This is a genomic window from Pseudomonas sp. JE3303 (genome assembly GCF_056312565.1).
The window spans coordinates 92,517-114,466 of sequence record NZ_JBWGIF010000009.1 but is presented as its reverse complement, the minus strand read 5'-3'; the positions used below and the strand labels follow the sequence as shown (position 1 = coordinate 114,466).

At 63.6% G+C, this 21,950-nt stretch carries 22 protein-coding genes; 10 read left to right on the top strand and 12 right to left on the bottom strand.

The window, feature by feature from the left end; all coding sequences use genetic code 11:
* Window positions 1-2,187 carry a patatin-like phospholipase family protein gene (locus tag AC0ZZU_RS14480; RefSeq protein ID WP_476341592.1) on the bottom strand — a complete coding sequence of 729 codons (2,187 nt, stop codon included), beginning with the start codon at window positions 2,185-2,187 and terminating at the stop codon, window positions 1-3.
* 69 nt (window positions 2,188-2,256) lie between these two features.
* Between AC0ZZU_RS14480 and AC0ZZU_RS14475 the strand changes: the two genes are divergently transcribed.
* Window positions 2,257-2,538, top strand: a complete 282-nt coding sequence (locus AC0ZZU_RS14475; RefSeq protein ID WP_476341590.1) for an Rdx family protein — start codon at window positions 2,257-2,259, stop codon at window positions 2,536-2,538.
* On the opposite strand, the gene AC0ZZU_RS14470 is transcribed toward AC0ZZU_RS14475, so the two are convergent.
* The gene (locus AC0ZZU_RS14470; protein ID WP_476341589.1) at window positions 2,535-3,422 is read right to left on the bottom strand and encodes a DMT family transporter; all 888 of its coding nucleotides are present in this window, start codon (window positions 3,420-3,422) and stop codon (window positions 2,535-2,537) included. The genes AC0ZZU_RS14475 and AC0ZZU_RS14470 overlap by 4 nt on opposite strands.
* 64 nt (window positions 3,423-3,486) lie before the next feature.
* Complete coding sequence (locus AC0ZZU_RS14465) at window positions 3,487-3,798, bottom strand: Mpo1-like protein (RefSeq protein WP_476341587.1); 312 nt, start codon at window positions 3,796-3,798, stop codon at window positions 3,487-3,489.
* A gap of 148 nt (window positions 3,799-3,946) precedes the next feature.
* Here AC0ZZU_RS14465 and AC0ZZU_RS14460 point away from each other — a divergent pair, with 148 nt between their 5' ends.
* On the top strand, window positions 3,947-5,020 hold the full coding sequence (locus AC0ZZU_RS14460; RefSeq protein ID WP_476341585.1) for an AraC family transcriptional regulator: 1,074 nt from the start codon (window positions 3,947-3,949) through the stop codon (window positions 5,018-5,020).
* Here the strand turns inward: AC0ZZU_RS14460 and AC0ZZU_RS14455 are convergent.
* The gene (locus tag AC0ZZU_RS14455; protein WP_476341584.1) at window positions 4,977-6,431 is read right to left on the bottom strand and encodes a TrkH family potassium uptake protein; all 1,455 of its coding nucleotides are present in this window, start codon (window positions 6,429-6,431) and stop codon (window positions 4,977-4,979) included. The genes AC0ZZU_RS14460 and AC0ZZU_RS14455 overlap by 44 nt on opposite strands.
* Window positions 6,432-6,532: 101 nt before the next feature.
* On the opposite strand from AC0ZZU_RS14455, the gene AC0ZZU_RS14450 reads away from it, so the two are divergent.
* Window positions 6,533-7,096 carry a nitroreductase family protein gene (locus tag AC0ZZU_RS14450; RefSeq protein WP_476341582.1) on the top strand — a complete coding sequence of 188 codons (564 nt, stop codon included), beginning with the start codon at window positions 6,533-6,535 and terminating at the stop codon, window positions 7,094-7,096.
* Here the strand turns inward: AC0ZZU_RS14450 and AC0ZZU_RS14445 are convergent.
* The 5 genes from AC0ZZU_RS14445 to AC0ZZU_RS14425 all read right to left on the bottom strand — a co-directional run bounded on the left by AC0ZZU_RS14445 (window position 7,093) and on the right by AC0ZZU_RS14425 (window position 10,690).
* Complete coding sequence (locus tag AC0ZZU_RS14445) at window positions 7,093-8,409, bottom strand: sensor histidine kinase (RefSeq protein ID WP_476341580.1); 1,317 nt, start codon at window positions 8,407-8,409, stop codon at window positions 7,093-7,095. The two genes, AC0ZZU_RS14450 and AC0ZZU_RS14445, sit on opposite strands and share 4 nt — an antisense overlap.
* Window positions 8,410-8,478: 69 nt before the next feature.
* Window positions 8,479-8,895: a Spy/CpxP family protein refolding chaperone gene (locus AC0ZZU_RS14440; protein ID WP_476341579.1), complete on the bottom strand. Its 417-nt coding sequence runs from the start codon at window positions 8,893-8,895 to the stop codon at window positions 8,479-8,481.
* 148 nt (window positions 8,896-9,043) lie between these two features.
* A complete protein-coding gene (locus AC0ZZU_RS14435; protein WP_476341577.1) occupies window positions 9,044-9,721 on the bottom strand; it encodes a response regulator transcription factor in 678 nt (225 codons plus the stop codon).
* 59 nt (window positions 9,722-9,780) lie between these two features.
* Window positions 9,781-10,080, bottom strand: coding sequence for a YciI family protein (locus AC0ZZU_RS14430; protein WP_476341576.1), 300 nt, complete (start codon window positions 10,078-10,080; stop codon window positions 9,781-9,783).
* A 1-nt stretch (window position 10,081) separates the two neighbouring features.
* Entirely contained in the window at window positions 10,082-10,690 is a 609-nt protein-coding gene (locus tag AC0ZZU_RS14425) for a septation protein A (protein WP_476341575.1), read from the bottom strand.
* 67 nt (window positions 10,691-10,757) lie between these two features.
* On the opposite strand from AC0ZZU_RS14425, the gene AC0ZZU_RS14420 reads away from it, so the two are divergent.
* The 6 genes from AC0ZZU_RS14420 to AC0ZZU_RS14395 all read left to right on the top strand — a co-directional run bounded on the left by AC0ZZU_RS14420 (window position 10,758) and on the right by AC0ZZU_RS14395 (window position 17,076).
* Window positions 10,758-11,618 (top strand): PHP domain-containing protein, encoded by an 861-nt coding sequence (locus tag AC0ZZU_RS14420; protein ID WP_476341574.1) that lies wholly within the window; start codon window positions 10,758-10,760, stop codon window positions 11,616-11,618.
* 13 nt (window positions 11,619-11,631) lie between these two features.
* A complete protein-coding gene (locus AC0ZZU_RS14415; RefSeq protein WP_476341573.1) occupies window positions 11,632-12,261 on the top strand; it encodes an L-threonylcarbamoyladenylate synthase in 630 nt (209 codons plus the stop codon).
* A gap of 119 nt (window positions 12,262-12,380) precedes the next feature.
* Entirely contained in the window at window positions 12,381-13,079 is a 699-nt protein-coding gene (locus tag AC0ZZU_RS14410; protein WP_476341784.1) for a segregation and condensation protein A, read from the top strand.
* Window positions 13,080-13,102: 23 nt separating this feature from the next.
* On the top strand, window positions 13,103-13,855 hold the full coding sequence (gene scpB / locus AC0ZZU_RS14405) for an SMC-Scp complex subunit ScpB (RefSeq protein ID WP_476341572.1): 753 nt from the start codon (window positions 13,103-13,105) through the stop codon (window positions 13,853-13,855).
* A 159-nt stretch (window positions 13,856-14,014) separates the two neighbouring features.
* The gene (gene rluB / locus AC0ZZU_RS14400; protein WP_476341571.1) at window positions 14,015-15,076 is read left to right on the top strand and encodes a 23S rRNA pseudouridine(2605) synthase RluB; all 1,062 of its coding nucleotides are present in this window, start codon (window positions 14,015-14,017) and stop codon (window positions 15,074-15,076) included.
* A 581-nt stretch (window positions 15,077-15,657) separates the two neighbouring features.
* The gene (locus AC0ZZU_RS14395; protein ID WP_476341570.1) at window positions 15,658-17,076 is read left to right on the top strand and encodes an amino acid permease; all 1,419 of its coding nucleotides are present in this window, start codon (window positions 15,658-15,660) and stop codon (window positions 17,074-17,076) included.
* A 27-nt stretch (window positions 17,077-17,103) separates the two neighbouring features.
* Here the strand turns inward: AC0ZZU_RS14395 and AC0ZZU_RS14390 are convergent, their stop codons facing one another.
* Window positions 17,104-17,988: a LysR substrate-binding domain-containing protein gene (locus AC0ZZU_RS14390; protein WP_476341569.1), complete on the bottom strand. Its 885-nt coding sequence runs from the start codon at window positions 17,986-17,988 to the stop codon at window positions 17,104-17,106.
* A gap of 150 nt (window positions 17,989-18,138) precedes the next feature.
* Between AC0ZZU_RS14390 and ydiJ the strand changes: the two genes are divergently transcribed.
* The gene (gene ydiJ, locus AC0ZZU_RS14385) at window positions 18,139-21,162 is read left to right on the top strand and encodes a D-2-hydroxyglutarate dehydrogenase YdiJ (protein WP_476341568.1); all 3,024 of its coding nucleotides are present in this window, start codon (window positions 18,139-18,141) and stop codon (window positions 21,160-21,162) included.
* 102 nt (window positions 21,163-21,264) lie between these two features.
* Here ydiJ and AC0ZZU_RS14380 read toward each other — a convergent pair whose 3' ends face one another.
* Both AC0ZZU_RS14380 and AC0ZZU_RS14375 read right to left on the bottom strand, forming a co-directional pair.
* Window positions 21,265-21,396: a hypothetical protein gene (locus tag AC0ZZU_RS14380; RefSeq protein ID WP_476341566.1), complete on the bottom strand. Its 132-nt coding sequence runs from the start codon at window positions 21,394-21,396 to the stop codon at window positions 21,265-21,267.
* Window positions 21,397-21,585: 189 nt separating this feature from the next.
* Complete coding sequence (locus AC0ZZU_RS14375) at window positions 21,586-21,942, bottom strand: 4a-hydroxytetrahydrobiopterin dehydratase (protein WP_476341565.1); 357 nt, start codon at window positions 21,940-21,942, stop codon at window positions 21,586-21,588.
* Between the last annotated feature and the right edge of the window lie 8 nt (window positions 21,943-21,950).

Sequence of the window (21,950 nt, the reverse complement as noted above, 5' to 3'; positions counted from 1 at the left end):
CTAGAACGTGTGCCCCAGGTTCAGGTAAATCGCCTTCTGGTTCTCACTGTTGGCTCCATAGCTGAGGTTGAGCGGCCCCAGCGGTGTCTCGATGCCGAGGAAGATACTCGCCGCGTTGATGTAGCCACTGTCAAACTCGTTGTCGTTGTTCCAGGCGCGCCCGCGTTCCAGCGAGCCGCCCAGGTACAGCGGGAAGTCCAGAGGCAGGTAGGCCTGCGGGGTCAGCCGGCGGTAATACACAATCCGCATCAGGCTGATGTTCTGCCCGGACACCGAGTCCTGGCGAAAGCCTGACAACTGCCGGGCGCCACCCAGGACGAAGCTCGAAGTCACCACCGGTGCGTCGTCCAGCGTGCGGCCATAGCGTCCGCCCAGTACCCAGGTATTGGCACCGTGGCTGATGGCCTTGTCCAGGTTGAATTCCCATTGCCGGTAACGGAAGTCCGAGTCCAGCGCCTTGTCGTATTGGCGCACGGCCAGGCTGATGTCTTCCCCGCTGTGTGGGAAGTAGACGTTATCCAGCGTGTCGAACGAATACTTGAGGTCGTAGAAACCTTCGTTGAAGCTCACCTTGGGCAGGTCCTGGGCGCCAATGCGCACGTTGGCTTCGCCCCATGCCTTGCCAACCCCCAGGCGCACTTCACCGTAGGTGCCGATCTGCCGCCCCACGTTGAGACCAAAGCCATAGCGCTCGAGCCGGTACTCGGCAACCGGATCATTGTCCAGGGTGGCTTCGATGTTCTGCGATCCCAGGTCCAGGTAGGGCGCGATGAAGTAGCGCGAGCCGGTGTCCAGCGGCTGGTAGAACTCGCTGTAGAGTTCCTGCTGGTCACCGATCTGCGCACGGGTCAGCCACTCGGCCCCGAGCTTGTTGATGCCATTCACCCGGTAGCTCGCGCCGAGGTTGAAGGCGCTGTCGCCTCGCATGTCATCGGACAGGTTCAGGCCCAGGCGCAGGTAGTCGGTGCCGCCGCGCTTGCCGCGTGCGTTGATCACCAGCGTGTGGTCATCACCCTTGTGCACCACGCGGTATTGCACCCGGTCGAAATAATCCAGGCCGTACAAGGTGCCCATGTCGGTCTGCAGGCGATCGAGTTCCAGCGGCTCCCCCACCGGCTGGCGGATGTAGTAGCGGATAACGTCGTCGCTTACCTTGGAGTCGTTCTCTACCCTGATCGCGGTGATCACTGGCGTGCGCTGGCGTGGCGAGCGCGCCACTGCCAGCTCGCTGTCGCCTTCGGGTTGACGCAGCACGGCCAGGCGCGCGTCAAGAATGCGAGTCGCCCGGTAGCCCGCCTCGATCATCTCGCGCGCGCTGCCAAAGTCGGTCGAGCCGTAGCTGGCGAGCGAGGGCTGGATGAGGACGTCGTCACTGCGCACGGCGGCCAGTTGCTCTTCGGAGTTGCGCCGAGTCATGAGCGTGATCGACTGGTTGAGCACATCGACCACGGTCGCCAACTGCTTGCGGGTGCGCAGCGGCGTGCCGATATCGACCACGATGGCCACGTCCACCCCCATTTCGCGCACCACGTCCAGCGGGATGTTGTCGACCATGCCGCCATCGACCAGCAGGCGACCGTCCAGTTCGACCGGGGCGAATACTGCCGGGATCGACATGCTGGCGCGGATGACCTGGGGCAGGTGGCCACGGCGGAACACCACCTTTTCGCCGCTGGCGATATCGGTGGCCACGGCTCGGAACGGGATCGGCAATTGATCGAAGTCGCGGGTATCGGCGGTATGGGCCAGTTTGCTTTCCAGCAGCAGTGCCAGGTTCTGCCCCTGGATCACCCCTAGCGGCAGGCCGAGGCTGCCATCGTCGCGAAAGCTCAGCTTCTGCTTGACCAGGAAATCGCGGTCATCCTGCTTGCGCCGAAATGGCACATCCCGTCGCGGCGGGGCATCGGACAGCGCCTGCTGCCAGTCGATCTCCAGCGCCAGCTTCTCCAGTTCTTCGACCTTGTAACCCGAGGCATACAAGCCGCCCACCACTGCGCCCATGCTGGTGCCCGCGATGGCGTCGATCCGTACGCCCTGTTCCTCCAGCGCCTTGAGCACGCCGATATGCGCAAGACCGCGCGCAGCGCCACCCGAGAGTACCAGGCCAACCTTGGGGCGGGCCTGCTCGACGGCCAGCAGTGGGCCACAGCAGATCGACAGCAACACGCAGAACAGCAGGCGGGGCATCTTGAGTCTCGGAACAAGGGGCAAAGACGGCTAGTATAAGCGCGCCCACCTGTTGTAGGACGTTTCCCAATGAGTCAGACCAAGCCTGAAATTGTCATCACCTATTGCACCCAGTGCCAATGGCTGCTGCGTGCCGCCTGGCTGGCCCAGGAGCTGCTCAGCACCTTCGCCGATGACCTCGCCCGGGTCGCGCTTGAGCCGGCCACCGGCGGCGCGTTTCGCATCACCTGCGATGGCGTGCAGATCTGGGAGCGCAAGGCCGACGGCGGCTTCCCCGAGGCCAAGGCGCTCAAGCAGCGCGTACGCGACCAGATCGACCCCCAGCGCGACCTCGGGCATAACGACCGCTAGGCGCCTTCGGCCAGTACCTTGGTTTTTCCGGCCTGGCTCGCGGCCATGCGGCTGGAAATCACGATGGCGAAGATGATCAGCACGCCGCCGATCAACATGCGTGGGGTGGGGGTTTCAGCGAAGATCAGCCACGCCATGGCGATACCGTAGATCGGCTCCATGGCGAACACCACCGCAGCGGTACGTGCCTTGATCACCGCCAGGCTGGCGACAAACAGGCTGTGTGCGACACCGGTGCAGAACACCCCGAGCAGGCCGATCCACAGCCAGTCCATGGCCGGCACGCTGGGCAAGGCAGGGCCTGCCAGCGGTAGCACGCACAGCGCGACGACCGCGTTCTGGCACAACGCGGCCTGCACGGCGGGAATACGTCCCGACCCTGCGCGGTTGACCAGCGACAGCAGCGCGAACAGCAAGCCGGAAAGCAGTGCCCAAAGCAGGCCTGCGGTAGCCTCGCTGGCAAGATCGAAGGCGGGGGTGACCAGCACCAGGCCGATGCTGACCAACAGCACCAGCACAATCTCGTTGCGCCGGATGCGCTCGCGGAACAGCAGCCCTTCGAGAATCACCGTAAAGGCGGGGAAGCTGGCGAAACCGAGGGTCGCGATCGCCACGCCGCCGACTTTGACGGCAACGAAGAAGCTTACCCAGTGCCCGGCGAGCAGCACGCCGCCCAGCACCAGCTTGCGCACGTCCACGGCTTGCAGTGGGCGCCAGGCCTGGCGCGCAATCCCGACGAACAGCCCCAGGGCGAGCACGGCAAACGCAGCGCGACCAAACACGATGACCGAGGGGCCGGCACTGGCTAGCTTGCCAAAAACGCCAGTCAGGCCAAAGAACAGCGCGCCGATATGCAGGGCGCCCAGTGCGGTACGGTGATTCATGGGGATCCTTGTTGGCACAACATTGCCGCACAGGCCGTCCGACAAATTGCTCAGACCTTATGTTTCAAAGGCTGACCTTGCCGAGCAAGATGTCACGAAACATCGCGAAGTCGCCGATCAGGCTGTACAGCGGATGGGTAAAGGTCGCCGGTCTGTTCTTCTCGAAGAAGAAGTGTCCGATCCAGGCAAACCCGTAGCCCACGACTGGCAACGCCAGCAACAGCAACCAGCTGGCGCTGGCTATGCTGTAGGCAAGGAGGGCGATGACCAGGCTGGTGCCGACAAAATGCAGGCGCCGGCAGGTGGGATTGCTGTGCTCGCCCAGGTAATAGGGATAGAACTCGGCAAAGCTGCGGTACTGCACTGTGTGGTTCATGGCGGTGCTTCCGAAAGCGCTCGTTATTGTTGAGGATACACGGCACGGAGCCTGATTCGAGTCTAGAGTGACTAACTGGCCTGGCCAGTGACAATAAGCGCCATTTGAGTATCCTTGGATTCACCGCAGGAAGCACAAGAAGCCTGTCATGAGCGAGAGAACCACGTCAGCAAGCTGGGCATCCGGGATCGTCAAGGCACTCGAGCTTGAAGGGCTGGATTGCCGTGCCATGTTCAGGCAACTCGGCCTGGATTTTGCCGCGCTGGATGATCCCGACGCCCGTTTCCCCCAGGATTCCATGACCCGGCTCTGGCAGTTGGCCGTGGAACTGTCGGGCAACCACGCCATTGGCTTGAACATGGCCCGAGTAGTGCGTCCGGCTTCGTTCCATGTGGTGGGTTATGCGCTGATGTCCAGTCGCACCCTGGCCGAAGGGTTCCAGCGGTTGGTGCGCTATCAGCGGATCATCGCCGAAAGCTCCGACCTGAGCTTTCGTCTTGAACCGGACGGCTATGCCCTGGTGCTCACGGTCCACGGCGATCATCTGCCGCCAACCCGGCACAGCTCCGAGGCATCACTGGCCTGCGCGCTGGCCTTGTGCAGCTGGCTCAGCGGGCGGACGATCCAGCCGCGGCGGGTGCTCATTCAGGGGCCGCAGCCCAAGGATATCGAGCCCTACAAGGTAGCTTTCCATTCACCGCTGCTGTTCGGCGCGCCGCACGATGCGCTGGTGCTGGAGCGGTCCGACATGGACGCGCCGCTGCCGACCGCCAACGAAGCCATGGCGACACTGCATGACCGGTTCGCGGGTGAGTACCTGGCGCGTTTTTCCGAAAGCCGGGTGACGCACCGGGCGCGGCAGGTATTGTGCAGGATCTTGCCCCTGGGCGAGCCCAAGCGCGAGACGGTTGCCCAGGCCTTGCACCTGTCTCAGCGCACCCTGCAGCGCCGTCTGCAGGAGGAGGGCACCAGCTTCCAGACCCTGCTCGACGATACCCGTCGCGAGCTGGCCGAACAGTACCTGGCACAACCGGGCATGACCCTGCTGGAAACCGCCTACCTGCTTGGCTTCGCCGACCCCAGCAACTTCTACCGGGCGTTCCGGCGCTGGTTCGACGCTACCCCGAGCGAATACCGGGCCCGCCTGGGTGACGCCGACGAGGGGGGCAGCGAGCCGGTCAATGCCGCCAGAACGCAGGCATGCACAGCACCAGGACCGTGATGATCTCCAGGCGGCCCAGCAGCATGCCGCCGGCAAGAATCCACTTGGCGGCATCGGGCAGGGTGGAGAAGTTGCCCGCCGGCCCGATGACCTCGCCCAGGCCTGGGCCCACGCCGGATACCGTTGCCGCCGCGCCGGTCAGGGCAGTCATCCAGTCGACCCCGAGCAGTGACAGCAGCAGGGCGATGAGGCAGATGGTGAAGGCGAAGAAAAACGAGAACGTCAGAATCGAGCGCACGATTTCTTCGTCGAGGCGATGGCCGTTGTACTTCTGCTTGATCACGGCGCGGGGATGGATCAGCTGATTGAGGTTGGCCTTGAGCAGGATGTAGGCAACCTGGAAGCGGAAGATCTTGATCCCGCCCGCCGTCGATCCTGAACAACCCCCGATAAAGCCCAGGTAGAAAAACAGCATCAGCGAGAAGTTGCCCCACAGGCTGTAGTCGCCCAGGGCGAAGCCGGTGGTGGTGACCACTGAGGTCACGTTCAGCGCCACGTGACGCAACGCATCGAACCAGGGCAGGTCGGTGGTGGCCCAGTACCAGGTGCCAAGCACGATCCAGGTGGCTACCAGCAGTCCGAGCAGGCCCTGGACCTGCTGGTCCCTGATCAGCGCGCCACGGTTGCCCCGCAGGGTCGACACATACAAGGTAAACGGCACGCTGCCCAGGATCATCACCACCACCGCCACCCAGTGCACCGCCGGGGCGTCCCATTTGGCCAGCGACTGGTCGGAGGTGGAAAACCCGCCTGTGGAGATGGCCGACATGGCGTGGTTGATCGCATCGAACAGGCTCATGCCCGCCCACCAGAATGCCAGGCTGCCGAGCACGGTGAAACCGATGTACACCAGCACGATCGACTTGGCGACCATGTGCGAGCGTGGCATGACCTTTTCGGAACGGTCCGAGGATTCGGTCTGGAACAGGCGCATGCCACCAATGCGCAGCAGCGGCAGGATCGCCACCGCCATGGCGATGAAGCCGATCCCGCCGAGCCAGTGGAGCATCGAGCGCCACATCAGGATGCCCGGCGACATGTTGTCCAGGCCGCTGAGCACCGTGGCCCCGGTGGCGGTGATGCCCGACATGCTTTCGAAGAAGGCATTGGTGTAGCTGATGTGCTGGGTGAGCAGGAAGGGCAGCGCGGCGAATATGCACACCACCACCCAGCTGCACACCGTCAGCAGGTACATGTCGCGCGGGCGCATGTGTACGTGCTCTGGCCGTCCCGGAATGACCATGGCAAGGCCCGCCAGGAAGGTGATCAGGCTGGACCACAGGAAGGAGGGCAAGTCGCCCGTGCGCTCGAAAATCATCAGGGTCGCCATGGGCACGACCATGCTCACCGCCAGGGTGATCAGGAAGATCCCGATGATGAAACCTAGGATCCTTAAGGTCGGCAACGCCATGTGATCTGCTCTGGCTCGAAACGGAAGGGCGCCATTCTACCTATGGGCCTTGTTAAGTAAACGCTAGAATAGCCGCACATTTACTTGCCAGGGGGTAGCCGATGGAGGCTCTCGACGCATTGCTCAACCGTGTATCCGTTCCACGCCTGACCGAACCCGCGCCCAATGCCGCCCAGCGCGAGGCCCTGTTCCAGGCCGCGTTGCGGGCGCCGGACCACGGCCAGCTTCGTCCCTGGCGGTTCCTCACCGTCGAGGGCGCGGCCCGGGAAAAGCTCGGAGAGCTGTTCGCCGAAGCTGTTCAGCGCAAGGGTGATGCAAGCCAGGGCGCGCTTGACAAGGCCCGCGCCATGCCACTGCGTGCGCCGCTGCTGATCGTGGTGATCGCGCGTTTGCAGGACCACTACAAGGTGCCCAAGGACGAGCAGCGCCTGGCGGCCGGTTGTGCCGCGCATGGCATCCTCATCGCAGCGCATGCGCAGGGTATTGGCGCGGTGTGGCGCACCGGCGACATGGCGCATGACGCCCATGTGCTCGAAGGCCTGGGTCTTGAGCAGAATGAAGAGCTGCTGGGCTACCTGTATGTAGGTACCCCGCTGAATGACCCACGGCCCGCACCGGTGCTGCAGACCGCTGACTTCGTCAGTGAGTGGAGCCAGGGCCTCTAGCCCCCGGGCAACTCGAGTTTCGCCACGAAGCCGCCTTGCGGGTGGTTCTCCAGCACCAGGCTCCCCCCATGCCGCTCCGCCGCCCTTCGAGCAATGGCCAGGCCCAGGCCATGCCCGGAAGCGGTCTGCCCGGGCGCGCGGAAGAACGGCTCGCCCAGTCTGCCCAGCAGCTCGGCCGGCGCCCCAGGCCCGTGGTCGCGCACGCTGATCACGATGCGCTCCTGGTCACTGTCGGCATGCAACTCGATGGCCTGCCCAGGCGGGTTGAAGCGCAGGGCGTTGCGCAGCAGGTTGTCCACGGCTCGTTCCAGCAGCGTCGGCCAACCCTGCAAGGACAGCCCCGGTGCCGCTTCGAGGCGTATCTCCTGCTCCGGCGCGCTGAGCTGCGCGTCCTTGCGCACGCTGCCAAGCAGGGCGTTGAGGTCGACGGTTTCGGCATGGGACTGCTCGGCATCCACGCGGGCCAGGGCAAGGATTTCGCTGATCAGCTCTTCCAGGCGGTCGCACTCGCGGGTCAGGCGTGGCCACAAGGCCTGGCGCTGCTCGGGTTCGGCGCGTTCGGCCAGGGCCAGGGCAATGCGCAGGCGCGCGAGCGGCGAGCGCAGTTCGTGGGAGACATCGCGCAGCAGTTGGCGCTGGCTGCCAATAAGGCTCTGCAGGCGGGCACCCATGCGGTTGAAATCGTTCGCCAGCACGCCGAATTCATCACGCCGGTCGGCCAGGCGCGCCAGGCTGTTCTGCTGGTAGGTGGTCTGGCCCAGGTCATGCACGGCGCTGCGCAAGCGGCTCAGCGGGCGGGTGATCGACAGGGTCACCAGCAGGCTGAACAAGGTCAGCACCACCAGGGCAATGCCCAGCGCGCTGAGCGGCCAGAGCAGGCTCTCGCGGTGCCAGGCGTCGAGCTCAGGGTGCGGGATCCGGTAGATCAGCAGGTAAGTCTCGCCGCTTTGGGGACTGGTGTATTCCTCGGTCAGGCGGCGCCAGGGCAGGCTGCGGTCATTGTGCTGACGGGCCTCGAAGGCCGCCGCGCGGCGTGGGAAAGTACCGGGCACCACGGCTTCGCCACTGTCGTTGAGCACCTGCACGTCAATCTTGAAGCGCTGCCTGCGGCGCTCGAGAAAGTGCTGGGCCGATTCGATGCCCTGCTGTTCGTAGTGCTGGGTCCAGCGGCTGGCCAACGTATTGAGTCCCGGATGGCGGCTGAGGATCCAGGCGTCCTGGTTCAACATGTGGCCGAGCAGGATCGACAACCCGGCGACCAGGGCGATGGCCAGCCAGAAGCTGGCCAGGATGCGCCAGAACAATGAACGCAAGGCAGTTACCTCCAGACAGGGAAAGCCCGGCCTGCGGTGAGCAGGCCGGGCGGGCAGCGGTGGGACAGCTTACTGGGCCTTGCGGGCTTTTTCAGCTTTCCAGGCCTGGAACTCTTTCCATTCAGCCTTGCGTTCGGCGCGTTTCTTTTCCATGTCGTCGAACTGCTTCTGCTGTTCTGGCTTGAGCACGCCACGGATTTCGCTGTGGGTCTTGTCGTGACGCGCCTTGATCTCGTCCTTCATGGCCTTCTGGTCGGCGGCTGGCAGCTTTTCCAGGTAGCGCTTGGTGATGTCGCGTTGGGCTTTCATCTGCTCGCCCATCAGCTTGTCGACCTGCTGGCGCTGTTCGCGGCTCAGGTCCAGCTGGGCGAAGGGTGCGCCACCGCGGTGATGCGGGCCGTCGTGGCGCGGGCCACCTTCGGGCATGGCCATGGCAACGGTTGGCAGGGCGGCGGCGAACATCAGAGCGATAAGGGTCTTGCGCATGGTGTCTCTCCTGTCATGGACCGGTCGTTGCCGGATGTGCCCAGTTTAGGGAAATCTAGGTCAAGAGCCGTCAGGAGAGGGTAAAGGCAGCGTAAAGATGGCGCTGATCGGCAAACCATGGGAGCGGGTTGGTCCCGCCCCCTGCTGATCAAAGGCTGTAGTAATACCCCCGGCTGCGCAATGCCACGATGCGTGGCCTGCCGTCCGGGTGCGGCCCGATCTTCTTGCGCAGGTTGCTGACATGCATGTCCAGGCTGCGGTCGTACAGCGTCAGCTTTCGCCCAAGGGCGATCTGCGCCAGTTCCTGCTTGTCCAGCGGTTCGCCAGGCTGGCGCAGGAGCGCTTCGAGAATACGGCTCTCCGACAGGGTCAGGCTCAGCTCGCGCTCCTCGATACTGGCGACACCCCGCGCCGGACTGAAGGTCAGGTCGCCAATCTCCATCTGCGTGGTGGTCGCGGCCGGGTGGCTGCGCCTCAGCACGGCGCGCAGGCGTGCGGTGAGCTCGCGAGGATCGCAGGGCTTGGCCAGGTAATCGTCGGCGCCCAGTTCCAGCCCCAGGATGCGGTCCAGCGGCTCGCCGCGGGCAGACAGCATCAGTACGGGCAGCTCGGCATGCTCGCTGCGCAGTTGCTTGAGCAGTTCGAGGCCGCTGCCATCGGGCAGCATCACATCCAGCACCACCGCCGCTGGCGCCTGGGTAGCCAGCGCCTGCCGCGCGCTCTGGCCATCGTGGCAGGCGCGCACTACAAAGCCTTCCTGGGCCAGCCAGCTGCCTAGCAGCTCGCAGAGTTCCTGGTCATCGTCAATCAGTAACAGCTCGCTCATGACTCACTCGATTAAACATTGATGAGCGGTGCGGCACGCAGGCGTGCCGCCGGGGTGGCTCAGGGCAGGACTTGCTTGAACGGCTTGACCACGACCTTCTCGTACACGCCTGCGGCGACATACGGATCGGCATCGGCCCAGGCCTGGGCGGCGGTCAGCGAGTCGAACTCGGCAACGACCAGGCTGCCGCTGAAACCGGCAGCGCCTGGATCGTTGCTGTCGATGGCGGGGTGCGGGCCGGCCAGCACGATGCGGCCCTCGGCCTTGAGCTGGTGCAGGCGCTCGAGATGCGCCGGACGCGCCGCCAGGCGTTTTTCCAGGGAATCGGCTACATCGCTGGCAATGATGGCGTAGAGCATGTCAATCCTCGTTCTTGCGGGTGGAGGGCGGAGTCACCGGATCGCCGTCATGCATGTGGCGCGACAGGTAGACGCCCTGGGCCACCAGGAATATCACGGTCATGCCCAGGCTGCCGAATACTTTGAAGTCCACCCAGAACTCCTGGAAGGTGAAGGCAACGAACAGGTTGGCGGCGCCGCACACCAGGAAGAATGCGATCCAGGCCAGGTTCAGGCGTGCCCAGACCGGCTCCGGCAAGATCAGCGCATGACCCATGATGCGCTTGATCAGCACCCGGTCACCGATGAAGTGGCTGGCGGCAAAGCCCAGGGCGAACAGCCAGTTCACCGCTGGCGCTTTCCACTTGAGGAAGGTTTCGCTGTGGAAGGCCAGGGTCAGGCCACCGAACACCAGGCAGGCGATCAGCGTCAGCCACTGGCCTTTCTCCAGCTTGCGCTGGCGGACGAACAGCGCACCGTAGACCACCACGGAGCTGATGATCAGCACCTTGGTCGCGCTGTAGATGCCGCCCAGTTCGAAGTCATGACCGGCAAGGTCGACCACGCGCGGGTCGAGCTTGTAGACAATGAAGAACAGCAGCAGCGGGATGAAATCGATGAATTGTTTCACAATGGCAGCCAGATTCGGGATGTCACGGCATAATAACAAACATCAATCCCGGCGAAAGCGCTCCTCCATGAATGTTGATCTGCACTGTCACAGCACGGCCTCCGATGGCGTACTGTCGCCTTCGGTCCTGGTCGCCCGCGCCCACGAGCACGGCGTGCAGACACTCGCCCTGACCGACCACGATACCCTTGAGGGCCTGGACGAGGCGCGCCAGGCCTGCCGCGCGCTGGGTATCCAGTGGGTCAGCGGTGTCGAGCTGTCCTGTACGTGGGGCGGCGCGACCATCCACATACTGGGTTACAACTTTGCCCTGGATGCGCCTCCATTGCTGGCAGCGATCGAGTCCTTGCACCGTGGCCGCTGGCTGCGCGCCGAAGAAATCGACCGGCGGCTGGCGCTAAAGGGCATGCCGGGCACCCTGGACGGCGCCCGGGCCGTGCAAATGGAACTGGGCGACAGCGGCAACGCGCCGGCACGCCCTCATTTTGCCGAATACCTGGTGCGCGCGGGTTTCGTGAAGGACCGCGGCGAAGCGTTTCGCAAATGGCTCGGCGCCGGCAAGCTGGGCGATGTCAAGCTGCACTGGCCGACCCTGGACGAAACTGTCGCCACCCTGCGCGAGTCGAAGGCCTGGGTGAGCCTGGCGCATCCGATGCAGTACGATCTGACCCGCAGCAAGCGCCGTCGGCTGATTGCCGACTATATTCAAGCAGGCGGGCAAGCGCTGGAAGTCGTCAATGGGATGATGCCGGCAGAGCAGGTGGGCACCATGTCCATCCTCACCCGCGAGTTCGGTCTGCTGGCAAGTGCTGGCAGTGACTTCCATGGCCCCGGCACCTGGGGCGAGATCGGTGCCTACCGGCCATTGCCCGAGGACCTGCCACCTCTGTGGCGCCGATTCAGCCATGAGCAGCCCACCGCGCTTTGAACAGGATGACAATGTGAGCCAATTTTTCCAGATACATGCGGAAAACCCCCAAGCGCGCCTGATAAAACAGGCCGTGGAGATCATTCGCAAAGGCGGCGTGGTGATTTACCCCACTGATTCGTCCTACGCCATGGGCTGCCAGATCGGTGACAAGAACGCGATTGAACGGGTCCGGCGCCTGCGCCAGCTCGACAAGAACCACAACTTCACCCTGATCTGCTGCGACCTGTCGCAAATGGGGCTTTTCGCCAAGATCGACACGGCCAATTTCCGCCTGCTCAAGGCGTACGTTCCGGGGCCGTACACCTTTATCCTCAATGCTACCCGCGAAGTCCCGCGGCTGCTGATGCACGAGAAACGCCGCACCATCGGCCTGCGCGTGCCCTCCAACCCGATCGTCCGGGAGCTGGTGGCCGAACTCGGCGAGCCGTTGATGAGCGTCAGCCTGATCCTGCCGGGCGATGAGGAGCCGATGACCGATCCCTACGAGATCCGCCAGCGCCTGGAGCACCACGTCGACCTGATCATCGACGGCGGTTTTGGTGATCTGAAAGCCTCTACCGTGATCAACCTGGCCGACGGCGAGCCGGAAGTCGTGCGGGTGGGTTGCGGCGATCCCGCGCCCTTCCTGGTCAACGCGTGAGCACACCGGAAGCGGCTCCCGAGGTCCATGTCGAGCCTCCACAGCAGTTGTCGCTGGCCCTGGTCTATGGCGCGGCGTTTACCGAGTTGCCGGTCGACCTGTACATCCCACCGGACGCCCTGGAAGTCTTTCTCGAGGCCTTCGAAGGGCCGCTCGACCTGCTGCTCTACCTGATCCGCAAGCAGAATATCGACATCCTCGACATCCCGGTGGCCGAGATCACCCGGCAGTACATGGGTTATGTCGAGCTGATGAAAAGCGTGCGCCTGGAACTGGCCGCCGAGTACCTGGTGATGGCGGCCATGCTCGCCGAGATCAAGTCGCGCATGCTGTTGCCGCGCGCCGTGACGGTCGAGGAAGAAGAAGGCGACCCCCGCGCCGAGCTGATTCGTCGGCTTCAGGAGTACGAGCGCTTCAAGGCCGCTGCCGAGGGCATCGACCAGTTGAGCCGGGTAGGGCGCGATGTGGTCGTGCCGCGCCTGGAAGCGCCCCAGGCCAAGGTGCGCAAGCTGCATCCGCAGGTCAGCCTTGAGGAATTGCTGATGTCCATGGCGGAGGTGATGCGCCGGGGCGACCTGTTCGAGAGCCACCAGATCAGCCGAGAAACACTGTCGACCCGCGAACGCATGAGCGATGTGCTCGAACGGCTCAAGGGCGGCGGATTCGTCCCCTTTGTCGAGCTGTTCACTGCCGATGAGGGCAAGCTTGGCGTGGTGGTGACCTTCATGGCGATTCTTGAGCTGGTGAAGGAATCGCTTATCGAACTGGTGCAGAATGAGCCCTTCGCCCCGATCCACGTCCGCGCCCGGGCAGAGTGACGCAAAGAGTAACCGACACCCCCATGAACCTGAGTGAACCCCGCGACCTGGCGTCGCTGATAGAGGCTTTTTTACTGGCTTCAGGCAAGCCGCAGTCGCTTGAACGCCTCTATGAGCTGTTCGAGGAGCCCGAACGCCCGGAGCCCAAGGTCTTCAGGAAGGCTCTCGAGCTCTTGGGCAAATCCTGCGCGGGCCGTGCCTTCGAGCTCAAGGAAGTGGCCACCGGCTACCGCCTGCAGATCCGCGAAGTGTACGCGCCTTGGGTGGGCCGCCTGTGGGAAGAGCGCCCGCAGCGGTATTCGCGCGCCTTGCTCGAGACCATGGCGCTGATCGCCTACCGCCAGCCGGTCACCCGGGGTGAAATCGAAGATGTGCGCGGCGTGGCGGTGAACAGCAACATCATCAAGACATTGATGGAGCGTGAGTGGATTCGTGTCGTCGGCTACCGGGAAGTGCCTGGCAGACCGGCGATGTTCGCCACCACCAAGGCCTTCCTGGATCACTTCAACCTGAAGAGTCTCGAAGAGCTGCCGGCGCTGGTCGAGTTGCGCGACCTGGAACCTGCACCCTTGCTCGACGAAGACGACGCGCCGGTACCCGCGTACCTCCAAGCGCTGGCCGATGCCAGTGCAGAAGAGGGCGCCGAGGGCGAAGCGCCGCTCGAGGAAACCAGCTTCCGCTCGCTGCTGGTAGAGCTCGATGCAATGGAAGAAGGCCTCAAGACCGATTTCGATGACTTGCGCGCCGAGGTCGAGGACGACAGTGCCACCGGCTGACCCGGTGGCGGTCTCGACCTTCTGGCGGAAACCCTTGGGCAGTGTGTCCGGCACCCCAAGTCCCACGTGCGTGCAGCTGATCTTCAGCGTATGATGCGCGGCCTTTTGGCGCATTCGTCGCCAGATACAGCTTCAATTCCTACACCGGGAGGTGCCCAGATGACTGACAAAGACCTGCAAGAACCCCAAACCCTGCCGCCAGCTGGCGAAAAACTGCAGAAAGTCCTCGCGCGTATCGGCGTGGGCTCGCGCCGTGACGTCGAGGCCTGGATCAGCCAGGGCCGCATCAAGGTCAACGGCGTTGCTGCTTCCCTTGGCCAGCGCGTCGACATGCACGACGCCATCGCTGTCGATGGCAAGGTGATCAAGCGCGAAGAAGCCGCCGAAAACGTGCGCCGCGTGATCATGTACAACAAGCCTGATGGCGAGATCTGCACCCGTGACGACCCAGAGGGCCGTCAGACCGTGTTCGATCGCCTGCCGCGTCCCAAGGAAGGCCGCTGGATCAACATCGGCCGCCTCGACATCAACACCACTGGTCTGTTGATGTTCACCACCGACGGCGAGCTGGCCAACCGTCTGATGCACCCGTCCTACGAGATGGACCGCGAGTATGCCGTGCGCGTACGTGGTGAAGTCGACGAAGACATGATCACCCGCCTGAAAAACGGCGTGATGCTCGAAGATGGTCCGGCACGTTTCACCGATATCCAGGAAGCCCCTGGCGGTGAAGGCTTCAACCACTGGTATCACTGCGTGGTGATGGAAGGCCGCAACCGCGAAGTCCGCCGCCTGTGGGAATCCCAAGGGCTGGTGGTCAGCCGCCTGAAGCGCGTGCGTTTCGGTCCGGTATTCCTCAACTCCGACCTGCCGATGGGGCGCTGGCGCGAAATGAGCCAGGGCGAGATCGACATCCTTGCGGCTGAAGTCGGCCTCAAGCCTGTAGCCCTGCCGGCGCTGAACCTCAAGTCCAAGGACAAGCTCGAGCGCCTGCAGCGCAAGTCGACACGTCCGATGGGCCGGAACGAGCGCGTGCGCAGCCTGCGTCCAGCTGCCGAAGCGACCGGTGAGCGCCCTGCGCGCCAGCCGCGCGAGGAAGCTCCGCGCAAGGGAAATCGTGGCAGCGCGGTGGCCGAGCGTCCGAGCGACATGAAGAAGCGTCCAGGCAAGGCGACCACTGGCGGCAAGCCTGGTGGCAGCCGTACCAAACCGCGTCCTTGAAGTGATGAGTCGGTAGACCTTCCTGGGGTCTGCCGGCTCCTTCAGGACAAGTCCGCTTGGATGTCTTGCAATCGGCAGTAAAATTTCTGAACCAGCTTGTAAATTTTCCGTTACGGCATGTTGGCTTTTCTGATGCCTATGCGCGCTTCTTCCCGCCATGTAAATAAAACCTTCCACTCTCCGACCGTCTGCGCGTCCCTCTGACCGTCCGCCTCTCTTGCCTGCATCCCCTGTTCACGTTGATATAGCCCCGATAACAAGAATCGGAGGCGCAATGTACGCCATTCATTCCCCCAGGCTTCGCTTCTCCCCCAGGACCGGTGCGTCCCGTCGTCAGACAAATACGCAACGCGTTGACCCCTGCGCGTCTACAGAGGTATACAATGCGCCGCGTTTTATCTGTGACCCCAATGCGTACAGCGCACTCTTGCTGACTTCCGGTTGATTCGCCCCGCGTTCGCGCCCGGCTGAACCCCACCCGTCCAAGAATCCAAGGTAACCCTGCCTTGCCCATTCCGCTGCGCCACGAGCGCGGTGGGTCCGATCCCGTCACAGATAAAAACAAGCAGGTGACTTCGTTCATGAGTGGACAAAACACGCAGTCAGGTGAGCTCAAACGCGGCCTGAAAAATCGCCATATCCAGTTGATTGCCCTGGGCGGGGCCATCGGCACCGGCCTGTTCCTGGGCTCGGCCGGTGTGATGAAGTCCGCCGGCCCCTCGATGATCCTGGGATATGCCGTCTGCGGCTTCATCGCCTTCATGATCATGCGCCAGCTCGGCGAGATGATCGTCGAAGAGCCGGTGGCCGGCTCCTTCAGCCACTTTGCGCACAAGTACTGGGGCGGTTTCGCGGGCTTCCTGTCCGGTTGGAACTGCTGGGTGCTCTATATTCTGGTCGGTATGTCGGAACTGTCGGCCGTCGGTAAGTACGTGCACTACTGGTGGCCAGAGATCCCGACCTGGGTCACGGCGGCCGCGTTCTTCCTGCTGATCAACGGCATCAACCTGATGAACGTCAAGGTGTTCGGCGAGACCGAATTCTGGTTCGCGATCATCAAGGTGGTCGCCATCGTCGGCATGATCGCCCTGGGCTGCTACCTGCTGGCCAGCGGCAGCGGCGGACCGGACGCCTCGGTCAGCAACCTGTGGGAGCACGGCGGATTCTTCCCCAATGGCGTCAGCGGGCTGGTCATGGCCCTGGCGATCATCATGTTCTCCTTTGGTGGCCTCGAGATGCTCGGCTTCACCGCCGCGGAGGCAGACCAGCCCCGGACAGTGATCCCCAAGGCGATCAACCAGGTCATCTACCGCATCCTGATCTTCTACATCGGCGCCTTGGTGGTGCTGCTCTCGCTGACGCCGTGGGATGCCCTGGTCACCAGCATCGACGCCTCCGGCGGCAGCTACGGCAGCAGCCCGTTCGTACAGGTGTTCTCGCTGCTGGGCAGTGACGTGGCCGCACACCTGCTGAACTTCGTGGTATTGACGGCGGCACTGTCGGTGTACAACAGCGGCACCTACTGCAATGCCCGCATGCTCTACGGCATGGCCGAGCAGGGCGATGCCCCGGCGGGCCTGGCGAAGATCGACAAGCGCGGCGTGCCGGTGCGTTCGATCCTGGCCTCGGCCGTGGTGACGCTGGTGGCGGTACTGCTCAACTACTTCATGCCCCAGCACGCGCTGGAGCTGTTGATGTCGCTGGTGGTCGCGGCCCTGGTGATCAACTGGGCGATGATCAGCTATTCGCACCTCAAGTTCCGCCAGCACCTTGACCGCACCGGCCAGAAGCCGCTGTTCAAGGCGCTGTGGTACCCCTACGGCAACTACCTGTGCCTGGCCTTCGTGGTGCTGATCCTGGGCATCATGCTGATGATCCCCGGGATCAAGGTATCGGTGTATGCGATTCCGGTGTGGCTGGTGGTGATGTATGGGTTCTATCTGCTGAAGAGCAAGCGTGCAACGCGCAGCAATGGAGTGGTGGGGTCGGTGGCCAAGTAGCAGCTGCCGGGACTGACAACACACCCCTCAGATCTGCTGCAGCAGCCACCCCCTGAACGCCCGCAACGACGGCAGTGCCTCGTTGCGCGGCGGATACATCAGGTAGTAGCTACGCTGGCTGGCAAACGGCAATCCCGCGCTGAACAACTCCCCGTTCGCCAACTCCTCCGCCACCAGCACCTTGGGCACCAGCCCGATCCCGATCCCTGCCCGAACCGCCTGGATGAGGTGCGACGTCAACTCGAAGCTCGGCCCCAGCCGCATCGCCCGGTGCGCCAGGCCATGGTGGGAAAACCATTCCCCCCAGGCGTGGGGATTGTTGGCGACGTTGAGCAGCACCTGCCCGCTGATGCGCGCTGGGCTCCATGCCTCGCTCTCCCTCGCCGCCTCCGGTGGCAGGATCACCACCAGTTCCTCTGCATGCAGCCGATGACAGACCAGGCCGGGAAGGTCCCCGCTGGCCACGCCGATGGCGGCATCGATCTCACTGGTGTCGAAGTTGATGGCTTCGATGCGCGAATGAATGTGCACCAGCATGCCCGGGTGCGCCGCATAGAAGTCATGCAGGCGCGGCAGCAGCCACTTCGAGCCGAAGGTCGGCAAGGTGGCCAGCCGCAACGTGCCAACGCCCGATTGATAGGCCAGCGCCTGCAAGGTAGCGCTGCGGATCCGCCCCAGCGCCTCGCTCAGCTCACGCTGGTAGAGCCGGCCGACGTCGGTGAGCTGCACCTGGCGCCCCTCGCGACGGAACAGGGTCAGGCCCAACTGTCGCTCCAGCGCCTGCACCTGGCGGCTGACCGCGCTCTGGGTCAGCGACAGCTCGGCGGCGGCGCGGGTGTAGCTTTCATGCCGGGCAGCCGCCTCGAAGGCCAGCAGCAGCGACATCGAAGGTGTCAGGTGGCGGTAATTCATTCATGAAAGTCATTGATAGCGGCAGGATTATCCGTTTGCCCTTGTACTCAAACTACAGGAACATTGGCTCATTCGTCATCCGTGTCCTGGCAGACTCATGCCGCGATGACAGGTTTTCCGTGAATTAGCCGATAAAAGAGGCATCCCTTGATGATCGCCCAGCTGCCGACCAGCGCGCCTGCCGCCAACTACCCCGAATTTCTCGAAGCCCTGCGTGCCAGCGGCTTCCAGGGCCAGCTGAGTGCCGACTACGGCACCCGGACCGTGCTCGCCACCGACAACTCCATCTACCAGCGCATGCCGCAGGCTGCGGTGTTTCCGCAGGATGCCGACGATGTGGCGCGTATCGCCGCGCTGATGGCCGAGCCACGCTTTCGCGAGGTCAAGCTGACGCCGCGTGGCGGCGGCACTGGCACCAACGGGCAGTCGTTGACCGATGGCATCGTCGTCGACCTTTCGCGGCACATGAACAAGATCCTCGAGATCAACGTCGAGGAGCGCTGGGTGCGGGTGCAAGCCGGTGTGGTCAAGGACCAGCTCAACGCCGCGCTCAAGCCCCACGGCCTGTTCTTCGCCCCGGAGCTGTCCACCTCCAACCGCGCCACTGTCGGCGGCATGATCAATACCGATGCGAGCGGGCAGGGCAGCTGCACCTACGGCAAGACGCGAGACCATGTCCTCGAACTGCACAGCGTTCTGCTGGGCGGCGAGCGCCTGCACAGCCTGCCGATCGACGACCAGGCGCTGGAGCAGGCCTGCGCCGCGCCTGGCCGCATTGGCGAGGTGTATCGCACTGCCCGCGACATCCAGCGGACACAGGCCGAGCTGATCGAAAGCACCTTTCCCAAGCTCAACCGCTGCCTGACCGGCTATGACCTGGCGCACCTGCGCGACGAGCAGGCCCGCTTCAACCTCAACAGCGTGCTGTGCGGTGCCGAAGGGTCGTTGGGCTATGTGGTCGAAGCCAAGCTCAATGTCCTGCCGATCCCGAAATACGCCGTGCTGGTCAACGTGCGCTACGGCAGTTTCATGGACGCCCTGCGCGATGCCAATGCGTTGATGGCGCACAAGCCGCTGTCGATCGAGACCGTGGATTCCAAGGTGCTGATGCTGGCGATGAAAGACATCGTCTGGCACAGCGTCGCCGAGTATTTCCCAGCGCATGCCGAGCGGCCGACCCTGGGTATCAACCTGGTGGAGTTCTGCGGGGATGAGCCAGAGGAGGTGAATGCTCGAGTTCAAGCCTTTGTCGCGCACTTGCAGACCGACACCAGCGTCGAGCGCCTGGGGCATACCCTGGCGGAAGGCTCTGAGGCAGTGACCCGTGTCTACGTCATGCGCAAACGCTCGGTAGGCCTGCTTGGCAACGTCGAAGGCGAAGTGCGGCCACAGCCTTTCGTGGAAGACACTGCCGTGCCGCCTGAGCAACTGGCGGACTATATCGCCGAATTTCGTGCATTGCTCGACGGCCACGGGCTGGCCTACGGCATGTTTGGCCACGTTGACGCCGGCGTGCTCCACGTACGCCCGGCGCTGGACATGAAGGACCCGGCGCAGGCTGCCCTGGTCAAGCCGATCTCCGATGCGGTAGCGGCCTTGACCAAGCGCTACGGCGGCCTGCTCTGGGGTGAGCACGGCAAGGGCCTGCGTTCGGAATACGTGCCCGAGTACTTCGGTGCGCTGTACCCGGCGTTGCAGCGCCTCAAGGGCGCCTTCGACCCGCACAACCAGCTCAACCCCGGCAAGATCTGCACCCCGCCAGACAGCCCCGAAGGCCTGATCAAGGTCGACGAGGTGACCCTGCGCGGCGAACTCGACCGCACGATTGACGAACGTGTCTGGCAGAGCTTCGGCAGTGCTGTGCACTGCAACGGCAATGGCGCCTGTTACAACTACGATCCCAATGACGCCATGTGCCCATCGTGGAAGGCGACGCGTGAACGCCAGCATTCGCCCAAAGGCCGCGCATCGCTGATCCGCGAGTGGCTGCGGCTGCAAGGCGCGGCCAATATCGACGTGCTGGCCGCAGCGCGCAAGCGCACCTCATGGATCAAGGACCTGCCAGCGCGGCTGCGCAACAACCGTGCACGACAGCAGGGCCAAGAGGATTTTTCCCACGAGGTATACGACGCCATGGCTGGCTGCCTGGCGTGCAAATCCTGTGCAGGGCAGTGCCCGATCAAGGTCAATGTGCCGGAGTTCCGCTCGCGCTTCCTGGAGCTTTATCACGGCCGCTACCAGCGTCCGATGCGTGACTACCTGATTGGCTCGCTGGAGTTCACCATCCCTTACATGGCCCACGCCCCTGGGCTGTACAACGCGGTGATGGGGTCGAAATGGGTCGGCAAGCTGCTGGCCAATCAGGTCGGCATGGTCGACAGCCCGCTGATCAGTCGTTTCAACCTGCAGTCGACCCTGACCCGTTGCCGCGTTGGTGTCGCCAGCGTGCCCGCCCTGCGGGAGTTGAGCGCGGCCCAGCGCGAGCGCAGCATCGTGCTTGTGCAGGATGCCTTCACCCGTTACTTCGAAACCCCGCTGCTGGCCGCATTCATCGAGCTGGCGCACCGCCTGGGCCACCGCGTGTTCCTGGCACCCTACAGCGCCAACGGCAAGCCGCTGCATGTTCAGGGCTTCCTGGGTGCCTTCGCCAAGGCGGCAGTGCGCAACGCCAGCCAGCTCAAGGCGCTGGCCGAGTGCGGCGTGCCGCTGGTGGGCCTGGACCCTGCGATGACACTGGTCTACCGCCAGGAGTACCAGAAGGTCGACGGCCTTGAAGATTGCCCGAAGGTGTTGCTGCCCCAGGAGTGGCTGGTTGATGTACTGCCCGAGCAGGCAGCGGCCGCTGCAGGTAGCTTCCGCCTCATGGCCCATTGCACCGAGAAGACCAACGTGCCAGCCAGTACCCGCCAGTGGGAGCAGGTGTTCAGCCGCATGGGCCTGACCCTGGTCACCGAGGCCACCGGCTGCTGCGGCATGTCGGGCACCTATGGCCACGAAGCGCGCAACCAGGATACCTCCCGGACCATCTTCGAGCAGTCCTGGGCGACCAAGCTGGACAAGCAGGGCGAAGCGCTGGCCACGGGCTATTCGTGCCGCAGTCAGGTCAAGCGCCTGGCGGATCGCCAGTTGCGTCATCCGTTGGAAGTGGTATTGCAGTATGCCCAGCGCGGATAAGCGTGGAGGAGGGGTGTAGCGGCAGTCATTCCAGACGGTGTGAAAACGTGACGACGGTGTCTGACGAGTCAGCCGTTTTCACACTGCCGCTGGGGTGCGCGGTTATTCCTGGTCGGCGCTGGGTTTGTCGTCGCCAGTCTGCTCGACAGCTTGAGCGGGTTCAGCGTGGTGAGCGGCAACGGACTGCTCTTCTGGCTTCAGGCTTGGGAAGGGAAGATTCGGGATCTCATGCATCTCGTCGTTCCTCGCAAGTGTGAGAAAGGGTAAGGCTGCGCTAGGCGCGTGAAGGCTTCGAAAAGCTGGGGCAGGATACAGCAGTCAGAATGACAGTATGAATATTTTCCCCGTCGCCGGTCGGCTTTGCGGGCGGATATCGGACGGTTTTCATACACCGTCCGACTAGTGATGCGCTTGCGAACCGGCTTACTTGCGGCCTTCAGCCACCTTTGCGGCCTCGTCGGTACGCGCCGCCATGATGAAGTCATTGCGGTGCAGTCCCTTGATCGAGTGGCTCCACCAGGTCACCGTGACCTTGCCCCATTCAGTCAGCAGGCCCGGGTGATGCCCCTCGGCCTCGGCGAGTTCGCCCACTGCATTGGTGAACGCCAGCGCATGCTTGAAGTTCTTGAACGCAAAGGCCCGCTCGAGCTCCATGTGCCCGTCGCGGACCTCTATGTTCCAATCCGGGATCTCGCGGATCAATTCAGCCAGCTCTTCATCAGTCACTTTCGGTGCGTCAGCGCGGCAGGCTTCGCAATGGGCTTGATTCAAGGCGTTCATGACGTTTT

Bases quoted from the DNA above. Each gene is read 5' to 3' on its own strand.
- AC0ZZU_RS14480 (WP_476341592.1), bottom strand. From the start codon at position 2,187: ATGCCCCGCCTGCTGTTCTGCGTGTTGCTGTCGATCTGCTGTGGCCCA.
- AC0ZZU_RS14475 (WP_476341590.1), top strand. From the start codon at position 2,257: ATGAGTCAGACCAAGCCTGAAATTGTCATCACCTATTGCACCCAGTGC.
- AC0ZZU_RS14470 (WP_476341589.1), bottom strand. From the start codon at position 3,422: ATGAATCACCGTACCGCACTGGGCGCCCTGCATATCGGCGCGCTGTTC.
- AC0ZZU_RS14465 (WP_476341587.1), bottom strand. From the start codon at position 3,798: ATGAACCACACAGTGCAGTACCGCAGCTTTGCCGAGTTCTATCCCTAT.
- AC0ZZU_RS14460 (WP_476341585.1), top strand. From the start codon at position 3,947: ATGAGCGAGAGAACCACGTCAGCAAGCTGGGCATCCGGGATCGTCAAG.
- AC0ZZU_RS14455 (WP_476341584.1), bottom strand. From the start codon at position 6,431: ATGGCGTTGCCGACCTTAAGGATCCTAGGTTTCATCATCGGGATCTTC.
- AC0ZZU_RS14450 (WP_476341582.1), top strand. From the start codon at position 6,533: ATGGAGGCTCTCGACGCATTGCTCAACCGTGTATCCGTTCCACGCCTG.
- AC0ZZU_RS14440 (WP_476341579.1), bottom strand. From the start codon at position 8,895: ATGCGCAAGACCCTTATCGCTCTGATGTTCGCCGCCGCCCTGCCAACC.
- AC0ZZU_RS14435 (WP_476341577.1), bottom strand. From the start codon at position 9,721: ATGAGCGAGCTGTTACTGATTGACGATGACCAGGAACTCTGCGAGCTG.
- AC0ZZU_RS14430 (WP_476341576.1), bottom strand. From the start codon at position 10,080: ATGCTCTACGCCATCATTGCCAGCGATGTAGCCGATTCCCTGGAAAAA.
- AC0ZZU_RS14420 (WP_476341574.1), top strand. From the start codon at position 10,758: ATGAATGTTGATCTGCACTGTCACAGCACGGCCTCCGATGGCGTACTG.
- scpB (WP_476341572.1), top strand. From the start codon at position 13,103: ATGAACCTGAGTGAACCCCGCGACCTGGCGTCGCTGATAGAGGCTTTT.
- rluB (WP_476341571.1), top strand. From the start codon at position 14,015: ATGACTGACAAAGACCTGCAAGAACCCCAAACCCTGCCGCCAGCTGGC.
- AC0ZZU_RS14395 (WP_476341570.1), top strand. From the start codon at position 15,658: ATGAGTGGACAAAACACGCAGTCAGGTGAGCTCAAACGCGGCCTGAAA.
- AC0ZZU_RS14390 (WP_476341569.1), bottom strand. From the start codon at position 17,988: ATGAATTACCGCCACCTGACACCTTCGATGTCGCTGCTGCTGGCCTTC.
- ydiJ (WP_476341568.1), top strand. From the start codon at position 18,139: ATGATCGCCCAGCTGCCGACCAGCGCGCCTGCCGCCAACTACCCCGAA.
- AC0ZZU_RS14380 (WP_476341566.1), bottom strand. From the start codon at position 21,396: ATGCATGAGATCCCGAATCTTCCCTTCCCAAGCCTGAAGCCAGAAGAG.
- AC0ZZU_RS14375 (WP_476341565.1), bottom strand. From the start codon at position 21,942: ATGAACGCCTTGAATCAAGCCCATTGCGAAGCCTGCCGCGCTGACGCA.